Origin of the sequence: Streptomyces sp. 3214.6 (assembly GCF_900129855.1) — a bacterium.
Lineage (GTDB): Bacteria > Actinomycetota > Actinomycetes > Streptomycetales > Streptomycetaceae > Streptomyces > Streptomyces soliscabiei.
Genome location: NZ_LT670819.1, coordinates 1433668 through 1457985 on the forward strand (window position 1 = coordinate 1433668; position 24318 = coordinate 1457985).

General features: G+C 71.7%; 27 protein-coding genes and 2 pseudogenes. 18 read left to right on the forward strand and 11 right to left on the reverse strand.

Annotation, left to right across the window (positions count from 1 at the left end):
• Window positions 1–19 precede the first annotated feature (19 nt).
• The gene (locus tag B5557_RS06375) at window positions 20–205 is read left to right on the forward strand and encodes a hypothetical protein (protein ID WP_099935454.1); all 186 of its coding nucleotides are present in this window, start codon (window positions 20–22) and stop codon (window positions 203–205) included.
• Window positions 206–328: 123 nt separating this feature from the next.
• On the opposite strand, the gene B5557_RS06380 is transcribed toward B5557_RS06375, so the two are convergent.
• Window positions 329–1075, reverse strand: a complete 747-nt coding sequence (locus B5557_RS06380; protein ID WP_079658198.1) for a cobalt-precorrin-6A reductase — start codon at window positions 1073–1075, stop codon at window positions 329–331.
• 424 nt (window positions 1076–1499) lie between these two features.
• On the opposite strand from B5557_RS06380, the gene B5557_RS06385 reads away from it, so the two are divergent.
• The 3 genes from B5557_RS06385 (at window position 1500) to B5557_RS06395 (ending at window position 3415) form a co-directional block, all read left to right on the forward strand.
• Window positions 1500–2096: a TetR/AcrR family transcriptional regulator gene (locus B5557_RS06385; protein ID WP_231976279.1), complete on the forward strand. Its 597-nt coding sequence runs from the start codon at window positions 1500–1502 to the stop codon at window positions 2094–2096.
• A gap of 89 nt (window positions 2097–2185) precedes the next feature.
• Complete coding sequence (locus B5557_RS06390) at window positions 2186–2860, forward strand: enoyl-CoA hydratase-related protein (RefSeq protein WP_079658200.1); 675 nt, start codon at window positions 2186–2188, stop codon at window positions 2858–2860.
• A 141-nt stretch (window positions 2861–3001) separates the two neighbouring features.
• A complete protein-coding gene (locus B5557_RS06395; RefSeq protein WP_079664624.1) occupies window positions 3002–3415 on the forward strand; it encodes a PaaI family thioesterase in 414 nt (137 codons plus the stop codon).
• Window positions 3416–3469: 54 nt separating this feature from the next.
• Here B5557_RS06395 and B5557_RS06400 read toward each other — a convergent pair whose 3' ends face one another.
• Window positions 3470–4243, reverse strand: coding sequence for a sulfite exporter TauE/SafE family protein (locus B5557_RS06400; protein ID WP_079658201.1), 774 nt, complete (start codon window positions 4241–4243; stop codon window positions 3470–3472).
• Between the two features lie 125 nt (window positions 4244–4368).
• Between B5557_RS06400 and B5557_RS06405 the strand changes: the two genes are divergently transcribed.
• The 4 genes from B5557_RS06405 to B5557_RS06420 are packed head-to-tail and all read left to right on the forward strand — an operon-like array spanning window position 4369 to window position 6353.
• Window positions 4369–5166 carry an alpha/beta hydrolase gene (locus B5557_RS06405; RefSeq protein ID WP_079658202.1) on the forward strand — a complete coding sequence of 266 codons (798 nt, stop codon included), beginning with the start codon at window positions 4369–4371 and terminating at the stop codon, window positions 5164–5166.
• 45 nt (window positions 5167–5211) lie between these two features.
• Window positions 5212–5502 (forward strand): WhiB family transcriptional regulator, encoded by a 291-nt coding sequence (locus tag B5557_RS06410; protein WP_331716827.1) that lies wholly within the window; start codon window positions 5212–5214, stop codon window positions 5500–5502.
• Complete coding sequence (locus tag B5557_RS06415) at window positions 5499–5981, forward strand: Dps family protein (RefSeq protein ID WP_079658203.1); 483 nt, start codon at window positions 5499–5501, stop codon at window positions 5979–5981. The genes B5557_RS06410 and B5557_RS06415 overlap by 4 nt, the downstream gene beginning before the upstream one ends.
• Window positions 5982–6020: 39 nt before the next feature.
• Window positions 6021–6353 (forward strand): DUF3140 domain-containing protein, encoded by a 333-nt coding sequence (locus B5557_RS06420; protein ID WP_079658204.1) that lies wholly within the window; start codon window positions 6021–6023, stop codon window positions 6351–6353.
• A gap of 37 nt (window positions 6354–6390) precedes the next feature.
• Here B5557_RS06420 and B5557_RS06425 read toward each other — a convergent pair whose 3' ends face one another.
• Window positions 6391–7635 (reverse strand): amidohydrolase, encoded by a 1245-nt coding sequence (locus B5557_RS06425; RefSeq protein WP_079658205.1) that lies wholly within the window; start codon window positions 7633–7635, stop codon window positions 6391–6393.
• Window positions 7636–7730: 95 nt separating this feature from the next.
• Here B5557_RS06425 and B5557_RS06430 point away from each other — a divergent pair.
• Window positions 7731–8057 (forward strand): annotated as a pseudogene (locus B5557_RS06430) (response regulator transcription factor); the annotation flags it as partial.
• A 29-nt stretch (window positions 8058–8086) separates the two neighbouring features.
• Here the strand turns inward: B5557_RS06430 and B5557_RS06435 are convergent.
• Entirely contained in the window at window positions 8087–8941 is an 855-nt protein-coding gene (locus tag B5557_RS06435) for a Cof-type HAD-IIB family hydrolase (protein WP_079658206.1), read from the reverse strand.
• Between the two features lie 70 nt (window positions 8942–9011).
• Between B5557_RS06435 and B5557_RS06440 the strand changes: the two genes are divergently transcribed.
• From B5557_RS06440 to murJ, 6 genes are all read left to right on the forward strand, one after another.
• Complete coding sequence (locus B5557_RS06440) at window positions 9012–9854, forward strand: SAM-dependent methyltransferase (protein ID WP_079658207.1); 843 nt, start codon at window positions 9012–9014, stop codon at window positions 9852–9854.
• A gap of 97 nt (window positions 9855–9951) precedes the next feature.
• On the forward strand, window positions 9952–11355 hold the full coding sequence (locus B5557_RS06445; protein ID WP_079658208.1) for a glutamine synthetase family protein: 1404 nt from the start codon (window positions 9952–9954) through the stop codon (window positions 11353–11355).
• A 1-nt stretch (window position 11356) separates the two neighbouring features.
• Window positions 11357–12493 (forward strand): amidohydrolase family protein, encoded by a 1137-nt coding sequence (locus B5557_RS06450; RefSeq protein ID WP_079658209.1) that lies wholly within the window; start codon window positions 11357–11359, stop codon window positions 12491–12493.
• Window positions 12494–12508: 15 nt separating this feature from the next.
• Entirely contained in the window at window positions 12509–13048 is a 540-nt protein-coding gene (locus tag B5557_RS06455) for an NUDIX hydrolase family protein (RefSeq protein ID WP_099935456.1), read from the forward strand.
• Window positions 13049–13053: 5 nt separating this feature from the next.
• Complete coding sequence (locus B5557_RS06460; protein WP_079658210.1) at window positions 13054–13470, forward strand: hypothetical protein; 417 nt, start codon at window positions 13054–13056, stop codon at window positions 13468–13470.
• 72 nt (window positions 13471–13542) lie between these two features.
• Window positions 13543–15186 carry a murein biosynthesis integral membrane protein MurJ gene (gene murJ, locus B5557_RS06465; RefSeq protein WP_443031337.1) on the forward strand — a complete coding sequence of 548 codons (1644 nt, stop codon included), beginning with the start codon at window positions 13543–13545 and terminating at the stop codon, window positions 15184–15186.
• A 102-nt stretch (window positions 15187–15288) separates the two neighbouring features.
• Here murJ and B5557_RS44875 read toward each other — a convergent pair whose 3' ends face one another.
• Together B5557_RS44875 and B5557_RS45875 are read right to left on the reverse strand one after the other, a co-directional pair.
• Window positions 15289–15474 carry a hypothetical protein gene (locus B5557_RS44875; protein ID WP_079658212.1) on the reverse strand — a complete coding sequence of 62 codons (186 nt, stop codon included), beginning with the start codon at window positions 15472–15474 and terminating at the stop codon, window positions 15289–15291.
• Between the two features lie 613 nt (window positions 15475–16087).
• Window positions 16088–16771 (reverse strand): annotated as a pseudogene (locus B5557_RS45875) (site-2 protease family protein); the annotation flags it as partial.
• A 60-nt stretch (window positions 16772–16831) separates the two neighbouring features.
• On the opposite strand from B5557_RS45875, the gene B5557_RS06480 reads away from it, so the two are divergent.
• Both B5557_RS06480 and B5557_RS06485 read left to right on the forward strand, forming a co-directional pair.
• On the forward strand, window positions 16832–17128 hold the full coding sequence (locus B5557_RS06480) for a hypothetical protein (protein ID WP_079658213.1): 297 nt from the start codon (window positions 16832–16834) through the stop codon (window positions 17126–17128).
• Window positions 17129–17139: 11 nt separating this feature from the next.
• The gene (locus B5557_RS06485; protein ID WP_079658214.1) at window positions 17140–17418 is read left to right on the forward strand and encodes a hypothetical protein; all 279 of its coding nucleotides are present in this window, start codon (window positions 17140–17142) and stop codon (window positions 17416–17418) included.
• A gap of 32 nt (window positions 17419–17450) precedes the next feature.
• Here the strand turns inward: B5557_RS06485 and B5557_RS06490 are convergent, their stop codons facing one another.
• From B5557_RS06490 to B5557_RS06510, 5 genes are all read right to left on the reverse strand, one after another.
• Window positions 17451–18104 (reverse strand): hypothetical protein, encoded by a 654-nt coding sequence (locus B5557_RS06490; protein ID WP_079658215.1) that lies wholly within the window; start codon window positions 18102–18104, stop codon window positions 17451–17453.
• Between the two features lie 48 nt (window positions 18105–18152).
• On the reverse strand, window positions 18153–20357 hold the full coding sequence (locus tag B5557_RS06495; protein WP_079658216.1) for a glycoside hydrolase domain-containing protein: 2205 nt from the start codon (window positions 20355–20357) through the stop codon (window positions 18153–18155).
• A gap of 149 nt (window positions 20358–20506) precedes the next feature.
• Window positions 20507–20893, reverse strand: coding sequence for a hypothetical protein (locus B5557_RS06500; RefSeq protein WP_079658217.1), 387 nt, complete (start codon window positions 20891–20893; stop codon window positions 20507–20509).
• Window positions 20894–21089: 196 nt separating this feature from the next.
• The gene (locus B5557_RS06505) at window positions 21090–22331 is read right to left on the reverse strand and encodes a serine hydrolase domain-containing protein (RefSeq protein ID WP_443031386.1); all 1242 of its coding nucleotides are present in this window, start codon (window positions 22329–22331) and stop codon (window positions 21090–21092) included.
• Window positions 22332–22391: 60 nt separating this feature from the next.
• Complete coding sequence (locus B5557_RS06510) at window positions 22392–22805, reverse strand: hypothetical protein (protein ID WP_079658219.1); 414 nt, start codon at window positions 22803–22805, stop codon at window positions 22392–22394.
• Between the two features lie 515 nt (window positions 22806–23320).
• Between B5557_RS06510 and B5557_RS06515 the strand changes: the two genes are divergently transcribed.
• On the forward strand, window positions 23321–24304 hold the full coding sequence (locus tag B5557_RS06515; RefSeq protein ID WP_159424337.1) for an ArsR/SmtB family transcription factor: 984 nt from the start codon (window positions 23321–23323) through the stop codon (window positions 24302–24304).
• Window positions 24305–24318: the final 14 nt, after the last annotated feature.

Genomic DNA, 24318 nt, shown 5'->3' on the forward strand with positions numbered 1-24318 from the left:
CCTCGTGACCGTGACTTGGGTGGTCACGTCGTACCTCGTCTTCATCACGGGGTCGTTCCTGTGCGGGGTGGCCGCCGTCATCGGACCGCTACTGGGCGGGCTGTTCACCGACCACCTGACCTGGCGGTGGGCGTTCTACGTCAACGTGGTCGCGGTCGGCGCGAGCGCGCCGATCCTGGCGACGAGCTGGGGCGGCAACGAGTGAGCGTGGGGCTCGGGTGGCGTCGCTGGAGGCGGCGGCCGAGCGGCTTCTCCCCGCGCCGCCCACAGCCGGAACAGGCGGTCCTCGCGCCCTGAGGGCCGCGAGCCGGCCCGCCGGCCGGCGGCGTCACCGCAGGATGAGGTCCAGCTCGTCCAGGACGGCGTCCACGTCCGGGACGGCCGTCACACCCGTCGGCAGAGGTGGCCGTCGTACGACGACGACGGGGAGCCCCAGTTCCCGCGCCGCCGTGAGTTTCGCGGCCGTCGCCGTTCCGCCGCTGTCCTTGGTCACCACCACGTCGATCCGGCGGTCCCGCAGCAGCGTCAGCTCGTCGGCGACGGTGAACGGGCCGCGCGCCAGGACCAGTTCGACGTCGGGCGGCATCGGGGGCGCGGGCGGTTCCACGGACCGTACGACGAAGTGCGGGCCGTCGAGGTGGGCGAAGGCCGCGAGCCCGAGCCGGCCCGTCGTCAGCAGAACCCGCCGGCCCAGGCCCGGCAGCAGCTCGGCCGCCGCCTCCAGCGACGCCACCTCGTGCCAGCGGTCACCGGCCCCGGCCCGCCAGCCCGGGCGGCGCAGTACCACCAGCGGCAGGCCGGTCGCCGCGGTGGCGCTCGCCGCGTTCGCGGTGATGCCGGTGGCGAAGGGATGCGTGGCGTCGACGACGGCGTCCGCCCGCTGCTCACGCAGCCAGTCGGTGAGCCCCCGCGCGCCGCCGAACCCGCCGATCCGTACGTCCCCGTCGAGCGCCCCCGGCCGGGACACCCGGCCCGCCAGCGACGAGGTCACCCGGACACCGCGGCGAGCCGCCAGAGCGGCGGCGAGCTCCCGTGCCTCGGTGGTGCCGCCCAGCACCAGGACGTGCCGGCTCATGCCGCCCCTCGTACGACGACCCGGCCCGCCGCCCGCGTCGCAAGCCCCCGCCCGCCAGGACGGCGCCCACCCGCCCGCGGATCGGGGCCGCCGCGTTCGACGCGGCCGCGCACGCCGCCGCGCACCTGGGGGGCGCGCCGCGCGGACCGCGGACCGGCCGGAACCGACCAGGCTGCCGGCCCCCCGGCGGCGCGGGAGACCCCGCGCGCCGCGGCGACGTCGTTCCACGGCACCCGACGTGCAGCAGCAGCCATCTCTTCCCGCCCCGATCGATGTCTCACCCGCGGCTCCGCCGCCGCCCGCCGGTCAGTCTAGGCAGCCCCCGCGAGGCCCCCCGCCTGCTCGGACCGCTGCTGCCCCGCTCACTGGAGCGATACCGGGAGCACCTTTCGCATGTTCTATGTCATAGTGCATAATCAGTGCCATGAGTCCACGCAGGAGTGACAGTCGTGAGCGGATGGTCACGAGTGCCGTCGCCCTGCTCGGGGAGCACGGAGCCGGCGGCGTGAGCATCGACCGGGTGCTCGCCCACAGCGGCGCCCCGCGCGGCTCGGTGTACCACCACTTTCCCGGCGGCCGGACCCAACTGATCAACGAGGCCGTGGTGTTCGCCGGAGACTTCATCGCCGACCTGATCGACGCCGCCATGGACGACCCCGATCCGCTGCGGGCCGTCGACGGGTTCTTCGCTCTGTGGCGGGAGCGTCTCCTGCGCAGCGACTTCCGCCTCGGCTGTCCGGTCGTGGCGGTCGCCGTGGAGAGCGACGACAGCTCGCCGGAGCGCGCCCGCTCGGCTGCGGCGGCCTTCGCCCGCTGGCAGGCGGCCCTGGCCGGCCTGCTGCTGCGCCACGGCCTGCCCGAGGAGCGCGCGCGACGGCTGGCCGCGTTCGTCGTGGCCGCCGTCGAGGGCGCCGTGGTCATGTGCCGGGCCGAGCGGAGCACCGCCCCGCTCGACGCGACGGCGGCGGAGCTCCGCGGCCTGCTGGAGCACGCCCTTCGGCCCGCCGGCCCGGAGTCCTGACCTGCGTCCCGCCTCCCGCCTCCCTCGTCCCGTGCCCTGCACGCATGCATGCCCAGTCCCCCCGTGTACCCCGCCGTGAAGGAGTCGCCATGCCCACGCTGGACCGCCAGGACGCCGTCTTCGTCCTCGATCTCGGCGACGGCGAGAACCGGTTCCACCCCGACTGGATCACGGAAGTGGGCAGCGCGCTGGACGAGGTGGAGAAGGCGGACGGGCCGCGTGCCCTGGTGACCGCCGCTACGGGGAAGTTCTACTCCAACGGCCTCGATCTGGACTGGGTGTTCGCCCACTCCGACCGGTATGTGGACTACGTCGTCTCGGTCCACGAGCTCTTCGCCCGGCTGCTGACCCTGCCCGTGGTGACCGTGGCCGCGCTGCAGGGGCACACCTTCGCCGCGGGCGCGATGTTCTCGCTGGCCCATGACTTTCGGGTGATGCGCGCCGACCGCGGCTTCTGGTGCCTGCCCGAGGCCGACCTCAGCATCCCCTTCACCCCCGGCATGTCCGCCCTCATCCAGGCCAGGCTCACCCCGAGGTCCGCCCATGAGGCCATGGTCACGGCCCGCCGCTACGGCGGCCAGGACGCGCTGACCGCCGGGATCGTCGACCACGCGGTCGACGAGGACGCCGTACGCGCCACCGCCGTCGACATCGCGGCGGCGCAGGCCGGCAAGGCGGGCGACACACTGGGCACCATCAAGTCCCGCCTGTACACGCCCGTCCTGGCCGCACTGCGGGACACCGACAACCCGCTGGGCAGCTGAACTCCCGTACCCGGCAAGCCCCTTCCACAACCCCGAGGAACCGCCTTGACCACCACCGAACACACCGATCGCGCCGATCGCGCCGACCGCACCCCGCTCGCCGACCTCGCCGACCTCGCCGGCCTGTCCGGTCTCGATCTCATGCGTCTCGTGCAGGCCGGGAACCTGAGCGACGTGCCGTCCATCGGGCGGCTGCTCGGCATGCGGTTCGACGACGTGGAGCACGGGCGGGTCGTGGTCTCGCTGGACACCCGGCCGGACTTCGCCAATCCCCTCGGCACCGTGCACGGCGGTATCGCGGCGACCCTGCTCGACTCGGCGCTGGCCTGCGCGATCCACACCACCCTCCCGCCGGGCACGGGCTACACCACCCTGGAACTGAAGGTGAACTACATCCGGGCCGCCCGCACCGACGGGCAGACCCTCACCGCCGAGGGCAACGTGATCCACGTGGGCCGCCGCACCGCCACCGCCGACGGCAGGGTGCTCGACGAGCAGGGCCGGCTGATCGCGCATGCGACGACCACCTGCATGATCCTTCCGGCGGACGGCTGACACGGCTGACACCGGCGTTGTCGTCCCCGTGCGGACGCGGTGCGTGCCGCACTCCTAGCGAAGGAGCAGCTGGAGGCCGCCCACCACCGTGGCCGCGATGACCAGTTGCTCGAACAGCCGCTGGTTGATGCGGTGCACCGCCCACTTGCCGAGCAGGGCGCCGGGGACGACGAACGAGACGAGTGCGGCGTCCAGGAGCAGCGAGTGGCCGTCGATGAGGCCGAGGCCCGCGCTGAAGGGCACCTTCGAGACGTTGACGATCAGGAAGAAGAACGCGGAGGTGCCGAGGAAGCCGAGTTTGCGGAATCCGGCCGAGAGCAGGTACATCGACATCACCGGACCGCCCGCGTTGGCGACCATCGTGGTGAAGCCGCCGAGGACGCCGTAGGAGCGGGCCTTGATCCGGCCGGCCCGGGTGACCACCGCGTCGGGTTGGTCCGTGGCGTCGGCCGTGCGGCGCCGCCACAGCGTGACGCCCGCCATCAGCAGCAGGATCGCGCCGATCGACGTCCGGACGATCCCGTCGTCGGCCCACACCAGGAAGAGCGTGCCGAACACCACGCCGGCCGCGACGGCCGGGAACAGCCGCCACAGCGTGGGCCAGTGGGCGTGCCGCCGGTAGGTGAGGACGGCCAGGACGTCGCCGGCGATCAGGATCGGCAGCAGGACGCCCGTGGAGGCCTTGGCGGGCAGGATCGCCGCGAAGATCGCGAGGCTGACCGTGTTGGCCCCGCTGACTGCCGTCTTGGAGAAGCCGACCAGGAGGGCCGCGAGGGCGAGCGCGACGAATTCCCAGCCGGTGAGGTGCCACAACGTCATCGTGTTCATGCGGGGACCGATGCTACGCACATCTAACGGATCGCCGTAGGGCCGTCTCGTCAGGTGGCCGGAGCCCCTGGGAGGATCGGCGGACCCTGTCCTCGAAGGCCTTCGCCGACGCAGTTGGAGGAGCGATGACCGAACACGTCCTCACCGGGACCCGCGGCGCGGTCGCCGTGCGCGAGTGGCCGCACCCGCGCCCCCGCTTCCTCGCACTGGTGGTGCACGGCTACGGCGAGCACGCCGGCCGTTACGCGGAACTCGCCGAGGTCCTGAGGGGGCACGGCGCCGCCGTGTTCGCCCCCGACCACATGGGGCACGGCAGGTCGGCCGGCGAGCGGGTGGTGATCGAGGACTTCGAGGACGTCGTGACCGATGTGCACGCGGTGGCGGAACTCGCCCGGGCCGCGCACCCGGACGTCCCGCTGGTCGTGATCGGCCACTCCATGGGCGGACTGATCGCGGCCAGATACGCCCAGCGGCACGGCGACACCCTCGCCGCGCTGGTGCTCTCCGGCCCGGTGATCGGCGCCTGGGAGCTGCCGGGCCGGCTGCTGGCGCAGAAGGAGATCCCCGACGTCCCCGTCAACCCCGCCGCTCTCTCCCGCGATCCGGCGGTCGGCGCGGCGTACGCGGCGGATCCGCTGGTCTGGCACGGGCCGATGAAACGGCCGACGCTGGAGGCGTTCGTACGGACCCTGGAGACCGTCGCCAAGGACGGCGACGTCGGCCCGCTGCCCCTGCTGTGGCTGCACGGCGACGACGACCGGCTGGTCCCGCTGCCCGGCAGCCGGGCCGGCGTGGAGCGGCTGAGCGGTGCCCCGGTCGAGCGGATCTACGCCGGGGCCCGGCACGAGGTCTTCAACGAGACGAACAGGGCGGAGGTCTTCGCGGACGTCACAGGCTTCCTCGACGGCGTTCTCGCTCCCTGAGACGGCACCGGATTCCTGTCCGGGCGGCGGCCCGGAACCGGTCGTTTGCGCCGGTTCGCCCTGGGCACCCGCGCCCCCATGGAGTGGTTGCGCGCTGCCGCCTGCGTGGGCGAGGACCCCGAACTGTTCTTCCCCGTGGGCACGAGAGGACCGGCCCAGCGGGACACCGCAGCGGCCAAACGCGTCTGCGTGCGCTGCCCCGTGAGCACCGAATGTCTGTCCTACGCGCTCGTCAGCGGACAGACCTCGGGCGTGTGGGGCGGCACCGGTGAGGAGGAACGCGCGGAACTGCTCCGGACCGCCCGACAGGACGCGACGAGGAGGAGCACCGTATGACTGTCGTGAAGAGCCCGCTGCCCGAACCGGCCCGCCAGATCACCTTCGACGCGCTGCAGGGCACCCTCGTGGATCTGCTCGGCCTCTCCCTGGTGGGCAAGCAGGCGCACTGGAACATCGTGGGCCCCCGGTTCCGCTCGATCCACCTCCAGCTCGACGAGGTGGTCGCGACGGCCCGTTCGTACGCCGACACGGTCGCGGAGCGCGCGGCGGCGCTGGGCCTGCCGCCCGACGGCCGCCCGGAGACCATCGCCTCGACGTTCACGCTGCCCTCGCCGAAGGACGGCTGGCTGCGCGACGAGGACGTCGTCCAGGTGATCGCGGAGGCTCTGGGGGCCGCCGTCGCCCGACTGCGCGAGCGGATCGCGGCGACCGACAAGCCGGATCCCGTCACCCAGGACCTGCTGATCGGCATCACCGCCGAGCTGGAGAAGCAACGGTGGATGTTCGAGGCGGAGAACTGGCCGCGCGAGAAGTGACTCGCCTGAAGAAGTGACCCGTCCGGAGAAGGGCCTGCCATGACCGACGCTCTCGAACTCGACGCGCTGTGGGAGGACTTCCACCGCGCGGTGAACATGACCTCGCAGGAGCTGGCCGCCTGGCTGCGGGTGCGCGACGCCGACGAGAACGCGGAGCCGCTGCTCGAGGAGGCGGGCAGCCCCACCGGGCAGCATGTGCTGGCGATCCTGCAGAAGCGCCGCACCGACCTGACCGACGACGACATCCGGGTGATGTACCGGGTGGTCGACACGGTCGCCGCGCAGACGGACGTGGAGAACGAGCCCGAGGCCGAGGAGACGCGCCGCCGCCACCGTCTGATGACGATCGGCCACGACCCGCTCCGGCCGTAGTTCCCCGCGCGGCACGCGCGCGTTCCGGCCGGTTTGCTCAGCCGGCGAGCCGGGACAGCGCCGCCGACACCAGGGTGCGTACGCCCGGCACCAGCACCGACAGGTCCGGTGCGAACAGCGGGCTGTGGTTTCCCGGCACTCCCTCGAACTTCTCCCGCAGCTCCTGCCCCGGCGCCGCCTCCCACACGGGGGCGGGGGTCGAGGTCACGTACCAGTAGTCGTACGGCACGCCCGGCGGGGCGAGGAGGGAGAAGTCCTCGCTGCCCATCGCCTGGCCGAAGTCGAACACCGTGTGGTCGCCGAAGAGTTCGCGGTGCACGGCGGCGATCTCCCCGTCCAGGGCAGGGTCGTTGACGGTGTTCGGGTAGCCGGGATGGACGGTGACCTCGGGCGGAACCGGGCATCCCGCGGCGGCGCACTCCCCCTCGACGATCCGCCGGATCGCGGTGAGGACGCGCTCGCGCACCCGGGTGTCCTGGCTGCGCACGTTGAGTGCGAGCCGGGCCTCGGCGGGGATGATGTTGGGTTTCGTACCGGCATGGAAGCGACCCACCGTCAGCACCGCCGACTCGCTCGCCGCGACCTCGCGCGCGACGACGGTCTGCAGCCTGGTCACGATGTACGCGGCCGTCACCACCGGGTCGACGGTCGACTCGGGCCGTGAACCGTGGCCGCCCACGCCGTGCACGACGACGTCGATGTCGTCCGCCGCCGACAGGGTCAGGCCGGGGGTGTGCGGGTAGAACCCGGCGAGCCCGGGCGCGGCGTGCTGGCCGAACAGCACGTCGGGGCGCGGGAAGCGGACGTGGACGCCGTCCGCGACCATCGCCGCCGCACCGCCCTCGGCCTCCTCGGCGGGCTGCCCCACCACGACGAGCGTCCCCGACCAGGTCCCGCGGGCCGCGGCGAGCACCTCGGCGGCGGCCGCCAGCCAGGTGATGTGCAGGTCGTGCCCGCAGGCGTGCATCAGCCCGTCGACGGTGGAGGCGTACGTCAGGCCGGTCGCCTCCCGCACGGGCAGCGCGTCCATGTCCCCGCGCAGCCACACCACCGGCCCGTCGCCGTTGGCGAGCACACCCACCACGCCGGTGCGGGCCACCCCTTCCGTCACCTCGTACCCGGCCGTGCGCAGCCGCTGCGCGAGCTTCGCGGCGGTGCGGTGTTCCTGGAAGGACAGCTCGGGGTGCCGGTGCAGGTCTGTGTAGAAGTCCTCCAGGCCCCCGGGTTCGAGCCCGGAGGTGATCTCCCGGGTCAGGCGGGCGACATCGGCCGGTGCGCTCATTCCGCTTCCCTCTCCTCTGCTCCCCGCAGCCTAGGCCGAACGGTTGAGGAGCGGGGGCGGCGACCCCGGGTGTTCTGGCCGTTCGGCCGAGGCGGCGGCGGGGCCGGGCGGGCGACGCTCTGGTCTCCCCGTCGGTCACCGTCCGTCTGCTCCAGCACCTGACCGCCCCGCGGACCCCGGCCGCCCCGCGTCCGGCCACGCTGCCGACGCCCCTGGCCGAGCCGCTCACCGACCGCGAGCTGGACGTCGTACGTCTCGTCGCCCTGGGCCGGACGAACGCGGAGCTCGCCGCCGAACTGTATGTCTCCCTGTCGACGGTGAAGACGCATCTGTCCAGCGTCCAGCTCAAGCCGGGCGCCCGGAACCGCGTCGAGATCGCGGCCTGGGCCTGGCAGCACGGGTACGGGCAGCCCCGCGCCTGAGCTGAGCGCGCCCGGCGTCGGGCTCGGACTCAGAGGTCCAGGACGCGGGCGATGGTGCGCAGCACCCCGTTGTCGTTGTTGGAGGGCGCGAGGTGGCGGGCCCGGCGGACGACCTCCGGGTGGGCGCCCGCCATGGCGAACGACCAGTGGGCGGCGTCCAGCATCTCCAGGTCGTTGAGGTAGTCGCCGAACACCATGGTCTGCGCGGGGGTGATGCCCAGCTCGCGTTGGAGACGGCGCAGCGCGGCGCCCTTGTTGGCGGTGCGGTTCATGACGTCGACCCAGTGTTCGCCGGAGACGACGACCTGGTGGGTGTCCGCGAAGGGCGCCAGCGCCGGGGCGGTGCTCTCCTCGACGGACCCGAAGTCGAACAGGGCGACCTTGAGGATGTCGTCGTCGACGGCGGTGACGTCCTCGACGACCCGGTGGCGTACGTAGTACCGGGCGACCTCGGCCAGGAAGGGCTCGTCGGCCCGCTCGACGTACGCGGACCGCTTGCCGCACACCACGGCGCCCATGTCGACGCCGCCGGCCGCGAGCCCGCGCACGGCCTCGATCACCCGCGCGACCGCGCCGGGGTCCAGCGGGTCGGAGCTCAGCTCCGCGCCGTCGCGCACCACGTAGGTGCCGTTCTCGGCGATGAACACCATCCCGTCGGCGACCTGCGCGAACTCGGCGGCCAGCGTGGCGTACTGGCGTCCGCTCGCCGGGCTGAACAGCACCCCGCGCTCCCGCAGTCGCGCCAGCGTGTCCCACAGTCCGTCGGGCACCTTCTTGTCGTCGTCGAGCAGTGTGCCGTCCATGTCGGTGACGACCAGGCGTATGTCGGCGGGGCCGGCCGACGGCTCGGGAGCGGGCGGACGGGCGGCGTGCGAGTAGGGCATGTCCTGCTTCCTGTACGGGATCACCGGATTTTCACCCTACCGGGGACAACGGTGATCATCCGGCGGCACAATGGCGGGCACAGGCCCGGGACACGGGCGGGATGCGGGAAGGGGCTCTCACGTGAGCGGGCCGACACGACTGGACACGAGCGTGGCGCACAACGCGCGGGTGTGGAACTACTGGATCGGCGGCAAGGACAACTACCAGGTCGACCAGCGGGTCGGCGAGCATGTCGCCGGGATGTTCCCGCTGATCCGGGAGATCGCCCGCGCGGACCGCTGGTTCCTGGGGCAGGCGGTGCGGTTCCTGGCCGAGGAGCGCGGGATCCGGCAGTTCCTCGACATCGGCACGGGGCTGCCGACCGCCGACAACACCCACGAGATCGCGCAGCGCATCGCGCCCGAGTCGCGGATCGTGTACGTCGACAACGACCCCATCGTGCTGGCGCACGCCCGCACGCTGCTGACCGGCACCGCCGAGGGCGTCACCGACTACATCGACGCCGATGTGCACGACCCGGCCGCGATCCTTCGACGGGCGGCGGGCACCCTGGACTTCACGCGTCCGGTCGCGGTGATGATGCTGGGCATCCTGAACTTCGTCCTCGATGTGGAGGCGGCCCGGGAGATCGTGCGCAAGGTCATGGCCGACCTGCCCTCCGGCAGTTTCCTGGTGCTGACGCACCCCACCCACGACAGCGCGGTGGGCGGCGAGGGCCAGATCCCGGCGATGAAGTTCTGGAACGAGAACGCCAAGCCGCCGATCACCGCCCGCAGCGGCGCGGAGATCGCCGCGTTCTTCGAGGGTCTTGAGCTGCTGGAGCCGGGTCTGGTGTCGTGCTCGCGCTGGCGCGGCGAGGCCGACTCCCTCGCCGTGGTGCCGCAGTACGGCGCGGTGGCCGTGAAACCCTGACGGCCGCACGGCACGCGGCGGACGTACCGGATGTACCGGATGTACCGGATGTACCGGATGTGTCCGCCGTACCGGACGCATCGATCGTGGAGGACGTATGACCACCCTTGCCGATCCCGTCCCCGGCGGACGCCCGGGAGACGTCGAGCGGGCGAGCGCGCTCGGCGGCGAACTGTCCGGCGCGGGCGTGCAGGGAGTCGTCCTGGCCTATGTCGACACGGCGGGCGTCGGCCGGGTGAAGACGATCCCGACGGCCCGGCTGGCCTCGGCGGCGGCCTGGGGCGTCGGGATGTCCCCGGTGTTCGACACGTTCCTGGCGAACGACCACATCGTCGCCACCGACGTGCTGGGCTCCCCGGACGGCGATCTGCGCCTGTACCCGGACCTCGACGGGCTCGTGGTGCTGGCGGGGCAGCCTGGCTGGGCGTGGGCGCCGGTCGACCGCGTCACGCAGGACGGCGAGCGGCACCCGGGCTGCTCGCGCACCTTCCTGCGCCGCGTCGTCGCGGACGCGGCCCGCGTCCACGGCCTGGCCTTCAAAGCGGCCGTCGAGATCGAGTGGGCGGTCGGCCTGGACTCGGCGCCCGCCGGGGAGTTCGTCCCGGCGACGTCCGGCCCCGCGTACAGCGCGACCCGGCAGGTCGAGTTGAGCGCGTACACCGCCGATCTGCTGGCCGCGTGCGCGGCGCAGGGCGTGGACGTCGACCAGGTCCATCCCGAGTACGCGCCCGGCCAGTTCGAGATCTCCGTCGGCGCCCTGGACCCGGTGGCGGCGGCCGACCGCAGCGTCCTCGCCCGCCAGACGATCCGCGCGGTGGCGCAACGTCACGGCCTGCGGGTCTCCTTCTCCCCTGCGGTCCTCGCACAGGGCGTCGGCAACGGCGGGCACGTCCACCTGTCGGCCTGGCGCGACGGCACGAACCTGCACGCGGGCGGCGACCGGCGGTACGGCATGACGGCCGACGCGGAGGCGTTCGCGGCCGGTGTCCTGGCCCGCCTCCCGGCCCTCACCGCGGTGACCGCGCCGAGCCCGGCGAGCTATCTGCGCCTCAAACCCTCCCAGTGGGCGGGGGTGTTCACGGCCTGGGGTCTGGAGACCCGCGAGTGCGCGGTGCGTCTGGTGCGAGGCACGGCGGGGCGGCGCGCGGAGCAGGCGAACCTGGAGGTCAAGCCGGTCGACCTGGCCGCCAACCCGTATCTCGCCCTGGGCGCTGTGATCGCCGCCGGACTGGACGGGCTCGCGTCGGGCGCCGTCCTTCCCGAGGAGACAGCCGGTGATCCGGTGCGGCTCGGCGCGGACGAGGCCGCCGCCCGGGGCGTACGCCGGCTGCCGACCTCGCTCGGTGAGGCGGTCGCCGCGTTCCGCGGGGACGAGGTGCTGCGGGCGGCGCTCGGCCCGGTCCTCGCCGACGCGGTGAGCGCCGTACGGCAGGGCGAGATCGACGCCGTCGACGGGCTCGACGACGAGCGGGTGGCCGCCGCGTACCGCTGGAGGTACTGAGATGCCCGGCGGACCGGTCCACGAGGCGCTCGCCGGGCTGGAGTTGGTGGACCACCACTGCCACGGCGTCGTCACGGGCCCCCTGGACCGGCCGGGCTTCGAGGCCCTGCTCACCGAGGGCGACCCATGGCCCGGCGTCTCGACCTTCGACACCCCGGCGGGCGTGGCCGTGCGCCGCCACTGCGCGCCTCTGCTCGGCCTGGAGCGGCACGCACCGGCCGACGTCTATCTGGCCCGCCGCGCCGAACTGGGCCCGCAGGAGGTGAACCGCCGGTTCCTCGCCGCGGCCCGGACCGGCGTGTTCTGCGTCGACACCGGGTTCGCCCCGCACCGCATCACGTCGCCCGCCGAACTGGCCGGGGCGGCCGGCGGGGCGGTCGCCCACGAGGTCGTACGGCTGGAGTCCGTCGCGGAGGCGGTGACCGCGCGGGGCGTCGAGGCCGGCGGGTACGCCGACGCGTTCCGGGCGGCGGCGCTGGACGCGGTACGACGGCCGGGGGTGGTCGCGGTGAAGTCGGTGGCCGCGTACCGCACGGGCTTCGACCTGGACCCGGTGCGGCCCTCGGACGCCGACGTCACCCGGGCCGCGCGGCGCTGGCTGGCGCGCGGCGGACGGCTGGCCGACCCGGTGCTGGTCCGGCATCTGCTGTGGACCGCCGTCGACCTGGGGCTGCCGCTGCAACTGCACACCGGCTTCGGTGACGACGACATCCGGCTGCACCGGGTGGATCCGACACGTCTCACGGACTGGCTGCACCTGACGGCGGGCACGATCCCGGTGCTGCTCCTGCACTGCTGGCCCTACCAGCGGCAGGCCGGCTATCTGGCCGCGGTGTTCGAGCAGGTGTACCTGGACGTGGGGCTCACCCTGCACCATGTGGGTCCGGCGCGGGCGCGGGCCATCCTGGAGGAGGCGTTGGAGATCACACCGTTCCGCAAACTGCTGTACAGCTCCGACGCTTATGGTGTGGCGGAGTTCTATGCGCTCGGCGCGCTGGCGTTCCGCCGGGGACTGGGGGATCTGCTCCAGGACCGGGTGGACGCCGACGAGCTGGGCCTGCCCGACGCGCTGCGCCTGGCGCGCTGGGCCGGAGCGGACAATGCCCGCCGGGTCTACCGGCTTCCCGACGGACACTGAAAGTATGATCAAGCAATGTCTGACTTGACCGAAACCACGCCGGGTTGGCTGAGCTCCGACGAGCTCGAGATGGCGCGCGCCCGTATGCCGATCCTGTACGTCGAGGCCGTGCCCGTGCGCGTCGACGAGAGCGGCGAAGTCACCAGCATCGGCCTGCTGCTGCGGATCGGACCGGACGGCAACGTCAGCCGCACCCTGGTCTCCGGCCGGGTCCTGCACCACGAGCGCGTCCGGGACGCCCTGCTGCGCCACCTGGAGAAGGACCTCGGCCCGGTGGCCCTGCCCCGGGTGCCGACCTCTCTGCAGCCGTTCACGGTGGCCGAGTACTTCCCCACGCAGGGCGTCACCCCGTACCACGACCCCCGTCAGCACGCGGTGTCGCTGGCCTACATCGTGCCGGTGACCGGCGACTGCCGCCCCCGGCAGGACGCCCTGGACCTGGTGTGGTTCGACCCGCAGGAGGCCGCCTCGCCCGCGGTGCAGAGCGAGATGCCGGGCGGGCACGGGTTCCTGCTGCGGCAGGCGCTGGCCCACGTCGGCCTCTCGGCGTCCTGAGCGGCATGGTTCCGGCTCAGCGAGCACTGGTCGGGGCCGCGCGGAGCCGCCCCTGCACCCTGGTGGTGTGCAGGGGCTGCTGCTGCGGCGACGCGGGCAAGCACCCCGGCTTCGACCACGACTGGCAGCTGGAGCGGCTGCGTGCCGCCGCGGCCGCTTCGGGCGGCGGCTTCGCGGTCCGTACGACGGACTGCCTCGGCCCCTGCGACCAGGCCAACGTCATCGTCGTCCAGCCCTCGGCCACCGGACGCCGGGCCGGCGGCCGGGCCACCTGGGTCGGCTTCGCCATGGACGACGACGGCACGGAGGAGATCCTGGCCTGGGCCGCGGCGGGCGGCCCGGGCGTCGCCCCGCCCCCCGTGGCGCTGGAGCTGCAGTTCATCGATCCGCCGAGGGACGCCCGGGTCCGCAGCCGTCGCTAGGGCGTGTCCTGGCAACTGCCGGTCGGGCAGGGCGGATTGGGCGCACGGATCTTGATGCCGTACGTTGGCCCGATGGGGGCGACGACACAACAGCGGGTCGAGAAACGTTCCGGCGGGGCGGCACGCTCGTCGGTGCTGATGGCGCTGGGCACGGTGGTGTCGAGGGCCACCGGGCTGATCCGGACGGTACTGCAGGGCGCCGCGCTGGGCACCGGTCTGCTGGCCAGTACGTACAACACGGCGAACACCGTCCCGACCAGCCTGTACACGCTGCTCATCGGCGGCGCGCTGAACGCCGTGCTGGTGCCGCAGCTGGTGCGGGCGAGGGCCACCCACGCGGACGGCGGACGGGCGTACGAGCAGCGGCTCGTCACCCTGGTCGTGTCCGTCCTCGCCGTGGGGACGGCACTGGCGGTGTGGGCGGCCCCGCAGATCGTCTCGGTGTACATGCGCGACACCCCGGAGCAGCACGAGGCGTACCGGCTCACCGTGGTCTTCGCCCGCTTTCTGCTCCCGCAGATCTTCTTCTACGGCCTGTTCAACATCTACGGCCAAGTCCTCAACGCCCGCGAGCGGTTCGGCGCGATGATGTGGACGCCGGTCCTCAACAACGCCGTCCTGCTGGGCATGTTCGGCGCCTACCTCGGTCTGATGACGGTGCCGCATCGGGTGGCGGACGTCACCGACGCCCAGGTCCGGCTGCTGGGCCTCGGGACGACCGCCGGCATCGCGGTGCAGGCGCTCGCGCTGGTCCCGTTCGCGCGGGCCGCCGGGTTCCGCTTCCGGCCGCGGTTCGACTGGCGCGGCTCGGGCCTCGGTTCCGGTGTGCACGCCGCCAAGTGGACGTTGCTGCTCGTGCTGACGAACCTCGTCTCGCTGACGGTGGTCACCAACTACGCCAACGCGGTCGACCAGAGGCTTCCGGACGCCGGCGCGGGCTATTCGGCGTACATGTACGCGCAGACCATCTGGATGCTGCCGCAGTCGGTGGTCACCGTCTCGCTGGTGACGGCGCTGCTGCCGCGCATGAGCCGCGCCGTGGCGGAGGGGAGGGTCGCGGACGTGCGCGCGGACCTCTCGCGCGGCCTGCGGGTGAGCGGGGTCGTCATCGTCCCGGCCGCGTTCCTGTTCCTGGCCCTCGGTCCGCGGATCGCGACCCTGTTGTTCGCGCACGGCGCGGCCGACGCGGCCTCCGCGCAGCCGCTCGGGCACATGCTCCAGGCGTTCGGGCTCGGCCTGATCCCGTTCTCCGCGCAGTACGTCCTCCTGCGCGGCTTCTACGCCTTCGAGGACACCCGCACCCCGTTCTTCATGGCGGTGTGGATCGCCGTGGTGAACATCGCCCTGGCCACCGCCTGCCATCTGCTGCTGCCCGACCGCTGGGCGGTGACCGGCATGGCCGGGGCGTACACCGTGTCGTACCTGGCGGGCCTCGCCCTCACCGCGCGGCTGCTGCGCAGGCGCACGGGCGGCCGGCTGGACGACGGGGCGCTACGCCGCACGTACACCAAGCTGCTGGCCGCGGCGGCCCTCGCCGCCACCGCGGGCTGGGCGGCCGACCGGGCCTGCGCGACCCGGCTCGGCGACGGAACCCTGCCGACCGCGACCGCCCTCACGGCCGGCGTCCTCACCCTCGGCCTGGTCTACCTCGCCCTGGCCCGGCTGACGAGGGTCGAGGAGCTGCGGGGGCTGAAGGGCGTGCGCGGTCCGCGATGACGACCGGCTCGGGCAGCCCGTCTCGGTGAGCAGGCCGCCCGGGGTGGCGCGGGCGAATCCACCGGTTGCCGGGCCGGCTCACTGCGAGGCCGGCTCAGGGTTTCAACGGCGGTCACGCGGTCCGGGTTCGTCCGTCCGCTCGCCCTCCGCCTGGGACGGCTCGGTTCTGGGGACGTCCGGGTGCTGTTCCACGGCAGAACGCTCGGCCGGTTCGTCGCGCTCGCCCTCGGCCTGGGAGGGTGTGTGCGAGTACAGCCAGCGGTCGTAGTCCGAGGCTCCGGTCTTCACGGCAGGCCTCCCTTGGTCGCTCTCCTCCCATAGTCCTCCTGGGGGCGCGGCGGGGCCAGAGCGGGAGGGGGGCACCGCAGGTCATCCCTGTGGTGGGCCGCCGGAAGAGCCGTTCGATGTCGTGGCCGGTGACGATCCCGCAGAGCCGGCCGGCGTCCAGGACCAGGATGGGCAGCCCGCCCCCTGCGCCGGTCCGCTCCAGGACCGCGGTCAGCAGCTCGTCCGGAGCGGCGATCGTGCACCGCGACAGCGGGGTCGCCGCGTCCCGCACCCGGACCTCCTCCCGCCGCCCGGACGGTACGGCGGCCAGCCTGCGCAGCTGCACGACACCGCTGGGGCGGCCCTCGAAGTCCACCAACGCCAGCACCGAATGCCCCGCCCGAGCAGCGACGTCGGCGAGGAAGCGGTCCACCGTCAGCCAGTCGGGACCGGCCACGGCCGGGCTGGTCATCGCCTCCGCCACCCGCACGCCGCGCAGGGCCGTGGCCAGCTGGGCCCACCGTCGTTCGGCCGCGGCGACGCCCGCCACGAACAGGCCGACCAGCATCAGCCACAATCCGCCCGGCACTCCCCTGACGAACACCAGCCAGCCCAGCACGGCCAGTGCCACGCCGACGAACTGTCCGCTGCGCCCTGCCGCCCGCTGGGCCCGTTCCCGGTCTCCCGTACGCCACCACCAGGCAGCCTGGAGCACCCGGCCGCCGTCCAGCGGCGCGGCCGGCAACAGGTTGAACACGCCCAGCAGCAGGTTCATGGTGCCCAGCCAGCCCAGTACGGCGACCGGTATCCGCCACCCCAGCACCGCGTGCACGCCCACCGCGGCCCCGACGGCGGCCCCGCCGAGCAGCAGGCTGGCGAGCGGTCCGCTGACGGCGACCGTGAACGCCGCCCGCGCCGTCGTCGGCCGGTCCATCCGGGTCATGCCGCCGAGCGCCCACAACGTCATGTCCCGCACGGAGATCCCGCATCTCCGGGCCACGAGCGCATGCGCCGCCTCATGCACCACCAGGCTCACCAGCAACAGCAGAGCCCCGACGACCCCGGCGGCCGCATACGCCACCGGCGCCCGTCCGGGCGCGTACGCGGGCAGCGTCCGGGCGGCCAGGTCATAGGCGAGCAGAAGCATGATCAACGGCACGCTCCAGTGCGCCCGCAGCACCACTCCGCGCACGCTCCCGATCCGGTTCGCACCCTTCATCGCCCTCACCACCGACAGGGCACACGCAGCGCGCCACCCGACCGCGCTCCGGGCTCTCTTCCATGGTCCGCCCGCTACCGCGCAGGCGGAAGCGGTCATCGGCACCTACGGTGGTCTGGCAGGGCAGGAAGCCCCAACGGACACCGAGGAGGAGCCGCGATGGATGAGCAGTTCGTCTGGGTGACTGCGCGCCGCCTCAGGCCGGGCACGTCGCAGGAGTTCGAGCGGGCGTGGCGCCCCTCCCCCTACCCCCAGGGGCTGCGGCGCGCCTTCGCATACTGGTCCGAGGACGGGCAGGAGATCACCGGGGTGTCGTTCTGGGACTCGAAGGAGGTCTGCGACGCCTGGCGGACGTCCGAGCCGGAAGCGCAGCGACGTGCGGCGATGGCCCCCTACGTCGTCGAGGAGCGGGAAAGCTTCTGTCGCGGCCGTGAACTCGCCGTCCCCCAGCGTTAGCCGGTCGAGGCATGAGCGAGATCGTCGTCGTGTACGAGCTCGACAAGCCGGCCGCCAGGGACTCGTCCCCGGGGGCGGCGGCTGAGGCACTGCCGGTCCGCAGAGTGCACGCGGCGCCCTCCGCGCCGGGGGTGCCCACGGCGACGGGACCACGAACCCTCTGTGGAAAGGACACCTTCGCCATGGAGAAGGCCCGCCGGCAGCCCCCCGAGCACCCCACGGCGACCTGGTATCCCCCGGAGTACACGTCCGTGGTCTGCTCCGACTGCGATGCCGTGATCAGAACCTGACACCGTGCCCGTAGGGCCCCGCTGTGCCGATGTCAGGCGCCCAGGGCGAGCGTCCCCGCCCCCTGGCCGGGTATGTCCTCCCAGCCGCGGATCCTGGCCGCGAGCCGTTTCAGGCGCGCGTCCGAGGGGGGCACGTCGATCTGGAAGTGGGACTCGTTCGGGCGGCGGAAGTCTCCACCCCAGGCCACCACGTCCTGGCATTCCTTGAGGATGTCGCGGACCGTGGCCAGTTGGTGGGGGAAGAGACCGTCCTTGGCGCCGTCCGGATACCAGGTCGGGCGGATCGCGACCGCGGTCCCCGAGGCGTGGTTGGTCGCGTAGCCCTTCAGTGTGCTGTCCGCCGGGCGGAAACCCACCACCTCGCCGTGGACGAGCGTGTCGATCTCGTAGTGGTAGCGGCGGATGACATGTACGAGCACGGTGGCCGCCTCACCGATGCGCAGGGCCACGGAGACCGAACTGCCTGGCACCTGGCGCGTCCAGATGGTTCCCGAGGCGTTGGCCCGCGGTTCCATCGGCCAGCCGTTGGCGCTGGTGGGGTGCGTATGCGGACCGTCTTCGGCGGCCCGCGCGGACGCGGACGCCGGGGAAGGGGCCGCGAGCGTCACGAGGCCCGCCGCGGCGGTCAGGCCGAGGCCGGTGCACAGTACGCGACGGCGTGGGGGGTGTGGAGGCGAGGTGGTCATGCCGGTCCTGTCTGAGATTGAGGGGTGCGGTGGGTGGCGATCGGTGCGTCACAGGCCACGCAGGGGCGCGTTGTACTTCTCGAACACCCGATGGAGGCCGAGCATCGCGGTGCCGTAGTCCTGGGCTCTGCCCTCGGTGCCGTTGTAGCGGGCCAGCGTGAGGCGGGTCTCCTCCTCGCTCGTGGACATGGACGGCCGGGGAACGTGGACGTCGTCGGCGCCCCAGATCAGGACCGCGGGTAGCGTGCTGATGTTGTAGTCGTGGTCGTTGTGCAGTTGCTGCCAGACGTTCCACAGATCGTTCTCGTTGGCGGGGTCCATGATGGTGCCGCCGATCAGGCCGGCCCGGATGCAGAAGTTGCGGCCGCGGATCGCGGTGGCCGCGAAGATCTGCGCGAGACCGGTGCTGGAGTCGTTCTTGGTGCTCAGTCCGGTCCCGTCGTAGTGGTCGATGACCGCCTCGTCGCCGACGACGTCCAGGGTGTTGTACATGCGCATCTCCCAGAACAGCGGGCTCTGGATGATGGCCTTGCGCATTCCGAAGGTGCGCGCGAGCCGGGTGACCAGCCCGTCGAAGCTCATCAGGATGTCGAACGCCTCTGTGGTCGACCGGTACGTGAGAACCTGGGCGCCCTGGTTACCGCCCTTCTCCGGCACGCCCATGGAGTTGAGGAGATACGACTGGACGTCCGCGAGCAGGGAGTTCCGCCTGGACATGTCCATACTGACGTCCAGGTCCGAGGTGATCTGCTCGGGGTTGTAGGTGTTCTGGCCGGCGTCACGGCCGGACACGATGTTGTTGTCGATCTCGATGAGGCCGCTGCCTGCTCCCACCGAGATCGTGGAGATCTGGTCGAACGCCCAGTCGCCGGGCAGCGGATAGCCGAGATTCCCGGAGAATCCCGTGGACATGTCGCAGACGAAACTGGCCGAGGTGTATCCCGCGGCTGCGACGCGGCTGCACACGTTGCGGGGTCCGTAGATGCCCGTCAGGTACCCCTGGCCGTGCTCGTTCATGACGTCCCGGATCGCACGGAAGTGCGGGAGGATGTTGTCGGTGACCTCGTAGTCGAGCGCGTCGAAGTCGACGGCGAAGTAGATACGTGTGCCGGGTTTGAAGCCGTAGTGTTTGGCCCGCTCGATGGCGGCGAAGGCGTCGGCGATCCCCTGCTCGCGGCGGAAGTAGGCCGCTTCCCCGCCCCAGGTCTGATAGATCGGAAAGCAGCTCAGACCGTAGGCGGCCATCCGGCCCAGCTCGCCGGACTTGATCTTCTTGTCGAGTGAGGAGTCCGGGACGTTGGACAGGTAGCGGCCCACGATCTGGTACCCCGCGTCCCTGAGCGCCACCGCCCGCGCGTCGGTGACCTCGGTGACGCAGTCGGCCGCGGCTCCCCTGCGGGTGGCGTCACCGGTGGACACCAGCAGCGAGGCCCAGGTCTGGAAGTCCCCTCGGCCGGTGACCGGGAGCTTCGCGAAATTCTGGAAACTGCGCACACGTGTCGCCAGGTCGGCGTCGAAGTGGCTGTCGAAGAACACCCCGCCGCGCTTGTTGAAGATCATGGCGGCGGTGAAGAGACTCACCCACGTCCCCGACGAGCCCTCCGAGAGGGGGTTGTTCCTGATGCCCTGCTGGGTGCCGGGGCCGAAGACCCCGTTCGCGACGTCGTCGCTCATGCCGATCTCGTACTGGATCGCGAACATCAGTGCCTTCTGCACATCCCGTGAGAAGTGACCGTCGCACGGCACGATGAAGAAGTTTCGGCGGCCGACATAGCGGCCGTTCATCCACTGCTGTACCGCGCGGGTCAGCTCGCTGCCGCCCTCGATGACGACATAGGCGTCCATGGTCAGCAACGCCTTGAACACCTTCGGCGACACACCGTCTACGAAGGCGCCGTCGACGCCCATGTTCTGCCTCAGCTCGCGGACCGACGCCGCGACGGAGTCGTTGTAGGTGCCGTCGATGCCGCCGCCGTCGTAGCCCTTGCAGTACAGCGCAGACTGCACGATCTTGAGGACCTTCTCGTGCCGGGTGCCCGCGTTGATGACGGGGTGGCGGGCCTGGAGGGTGGCGAGAGTCGTCGGGCCGAAGTTGTCGGACAGGGAGGTGATGCCCACCTCGTACTGGAGCGCCCGGGTCAGCGCGAACATGACGGCCCAGCCGGTGCGGCCGTTCTCCTCGACCTTCGGGATTCCGGCGACGTTGTAGGAGTTGATGAATTTCTGTGCCTCGATGACCATTTGGTCGGCCACGCTGTGTCCTTTCACGCGCGCCTGGGCGGGTGCTCCGCCCGGGCGCGCACGTTGGCTGCCACCAGGCGGGACAGACGACTGCCCGGGCCGGTGCGCGCACCGGCCCGGAAAGAGGTGCTTTCTAAGTGGTCGTGTCCTTCGACGCCGCGTCAGCAGCCCTCGACACCGTCGATCCAGTCGGTGGCGTTGTCGATGTAGTAGCCGGCCATGTAGCCGCGGTGGCCACTCGGGGTGAGGACCCACACCCAGTACGGGTTGCCGCCGACGCTCTGCGCGCCCTCCTGCTGGCAGTACACCCACACCTGGGCCGGGCTGCTCACCGTGGTCTCCACGATCGGACAGTTGGCGACCGACGGGTACAGATAGCACTGTTCCCCGCCGCCGCCACGGACATTGACGCCGGAGGCCCAGACGCCGTAGTAGCCGGCGCCATGACCGGTTGCGTGGGCGGCGCCCGCCGTACCGAAGACGAGGCCGGCGGCGGCGATGACGGTGGATGCCATGGCCGCGGCGGCGGCCCTCACAGAACGGATCATGAGTGATTTCCCCTTGGGACGGTCATACGGTCGGTGCGGGCCCGGGAGTCAAACCTGACGGCACGCACAGAGAGAAGGTGCTGCCCTACAAACAGCGACGTGGCCAGACCCTAGCGAGGCAGCGGCTGCTGAGCTCCTGACGAATGTCAGGGCAACCCGTGTCCTGGATGTCCGGGGTCGAGACCCCGGCCGGGCCTCAGCGGCGTTCGGGCAGGTCCGGCTCGGCCGGCACCATGGACGACCTGGGCTGAGCAGACGCCGACGCCGTGGAGGTCGGCTTCTTGCCGCAGAACGCGGCCTCGAGCGTGCCGCCGAGCGCCGTGTTGGCTGACCCCTTGTTCGAGGTGTTGGCCATCGCGGAGAGGCTGCGTCGGCCATCGCGGGTCGCGAAGGCGTAGGTGTAGTACCCCTGCACGGTGCCGGTGTGGCCGAAGACCTGCGTACCGCAGGACAGGTCGTAGCGGCGCAGACCGAGGCCGTAGAAGCGGGTGTTGGTGGCGTCGGTCGGGGTGACGGTGGTCATCTCCTCCAGCATCCGCGGCGTCAGCAGCCGGCCCCGCATCAGCGCGGTCACGAAGGTGTTCAGGTCCGCCGGGCTGGAGATGACCGCCCCGGCCGACTGCGCCCAGGAGACCGTCTGTTCGGTGGAGTCCACCAGTGGCGCGCCGGCCTCGTCGGGGTGCAGATAGCCGCGTACATGCAGCCCCGCGATGCGGACGTCCGGGTGCACGTACGAGGTGTTGCGCAGGCCCAACGGCTTGATGATGCGGTGTTGGTACTCCTTGGCGATGGGCTTGCCGGTGATCTTCTCGATCAGCATGCCGACGACCACGAAGTTGGTGTTGGAGTACTTGTACGCGACACCGGGCTCGGTGGTGCGGGGCTCGACCAGTGAGAGGTCCACCAGTTCCTGGTAGCTGAAGACCCTGTTGCGTACGGCCTCGAAGCCGGGCACGGTGTGCTCGAACATGGCGTCGGTGTAGTCCGCGAGCCCACTGCGGTGGGTCAGAAGGTGCCGCACCGTGATCCGGTCGTCGGGCAGCAGTCCGGGAAGATAACGGTTCACCGGCGCGTCGAGCTCCAGTCTCCCCTCCTGCACCAGTTGGAGCAGCACCACGCTGGAGAAGGTCTTGCTGACACTTCCGATACGGAAGCGTGCGCGGACGTCCATGGCGGCACCGGAGTCCCGGTCACGCACTCCCACGGTCCGGGCCTGGACGCCCTCGGGGCTGGTGAACCGGGCCATCGCTCCTGGTGCGCCCTCGGCCATGGCGGCGTTCAGAGCTGCGACCACGCCTTCCATATCGGGGGCGGGTGTGGTCGCGCGGGTGGCGGCCGGAACGGCCGGCGCGGCGTAGGCGGTGGTGGCGGGGACGACACCGGCGGTGAGCGCGGCGATCAGGGTGGCGCCGGCGGCCAGGCGTCGGCGGTTGTTCAGCGTCACGTCAATTCCTCGAGTCGAAGGGCAGGGAATGGAGGGCGGGAGCGGACCGCCGCATCAGGCAGGGCACTGTCTGATCTGCTGCTTCCAGACGTCCGGGTTGCCGGTGTTCAGGTACCAGTCGTTGACGAAGCCGCCGTAGCTGTTGCCGACCTCGACCCACATCCAGTAGCGGTAGTTGGGGTTGTCGTAGGCGCCGTCACCCAGCTTCCAACAGGTGAGGCCGACCTGGTTGCCGTTGTGGAGGCGGCTGTACGGCTCATAGATCGGGCCGTACCCGTAGCCCGGGCCTGTGCGCACCTGGAGCCAGGAACCCGGGTCGATACCGGTGACCGTGGTGCACGGGATCGTGGAACCGGACACCTGGCACAGGTAGGTCGCGGCGTTGGCCGGGCCGGCCGTGCCCATCAGCGTCGCGGCGGTCGCGAAGACGGTCGCGACGCCGAGGATCTTTCGGCGGACGGAGTTCATGGGGTTCCCCTCTTCGTTGTCAGGGTCTTCGGCAATGCGGGATCCGCTGCTGCCGCACGGCGGGGCTGCCGGTGTCGAGGACCAGTCGCTGGCCCAGCCGGCGTGCACGCCGGTGTCGATGTACATCCAGTAGCGGTAGCCGGGGCTGTCCGCGGCCCGGTCACCCCTGGATCAGCACGTCAGGCCCACTCCGGACCCGTTCTCAGGCCCCCGTGCGGCACGTCGGGGCCGTATCCGGGAGCGGTGCGCATGTGCGGCCAGGAGCGTCGCGTCGCAAAGACATGCAATGCCCCGTTTCTCTTGCATGTTCTGCGCGGGGCACAGCGATTGCGCGGTTGGTCAGCCGCCACCGCCCCCCGTGGTCGGACACAGTCTGTTCAAAGCCGGCGGCACGACCCAGCATTTCGAGAAGCTTCAAAACGTGTGCCGGTCGGCGTCTTTGCCCAGGTTGTGCGAAACCGTTGCTCAAACCGGCGCGTCCCAAGGGGTGGTGGTACGTCGACGGGGGAGTGTTCGTGGCCGGGTTCTCCGAGCTGTGTCTGGGACAGCTGGAAACAGTGCCGGTGTCGGTCGTGGCGCAGCCCGGCGTCACCCTGATGTCGCTCGTCGCGGATGCGCTGGGCGCACGTTCCCAGGGCGTGCACCCCACGTGGCGGCGCGCGCTGCGCTCGTCGGTGCCCGAGGGGGCGGAGGCGGTGCTGCGTCCGCTGTTCACCCGTGAGTACTCGATGGTCCCCGACTGCCTCACCCCCACGGCACCGCTGTGGGAGACCGATCTCTCGGTCCAGCTCGACCGTCTGGCGGAGCTCTCGCCCCATCTGCTGCTGCAGGAGCTGGAGAGGGACTTCGGGGGTACGGTCCCCCGGCAGTGGCAGTCGGTCGTCGATCGGCCGAAGGCCTTCATCCACGCGTACGCGGCCATTCTCGGCGCCGTGTGGGAGGCCTTCGGGCCGATATGGGCGCGGGCCGGCTCCCTGCTGGCCCGGGAGACCGAGCGGGTGGGGGTGGCGGTCGTCAGCAACGCCCTGCCGCTCGTCATGACCGGGCTCGGACCCAAGATCCGCTTTGTCGGCCAGACCCTGTACGTGCCCGATCCGCACCCCGAGACGTTCGAGCGGGGTGCCCGCCGTGTGGTGCTGGTGCCCATCGTGTCGGGCAACGGTGCCTCGGTCTTCAGCTTCGACCGTTCCGACGCCGTGTGGTTCGGCTATCCCGTGCCCGGTCTGAACACGCTGTGGACCGCTCAGGAGACCACTGCCGAGAGGGATCCGCTCAAGCTCGTGGTGGGCTCCCTGCGGGCGGGGATCCTGCGTGAGCTGGTTCGCCCGTGCACCATGGGCTCCCTGGCCTCCGCGCTCAACTGCACGCCGGCGACCGTGACGTACCACTGCGGTCAGCTGGAGGCGGCCGGTCTCCTGGCCCGGGAGCGCCGCGGGCAACACGTAGTGGCCCGGCGTACGGCCTCGGGTGTGGCGTTGGTCAACTTGCTGTCGGGCTGAGCCCGCAGGCCGGA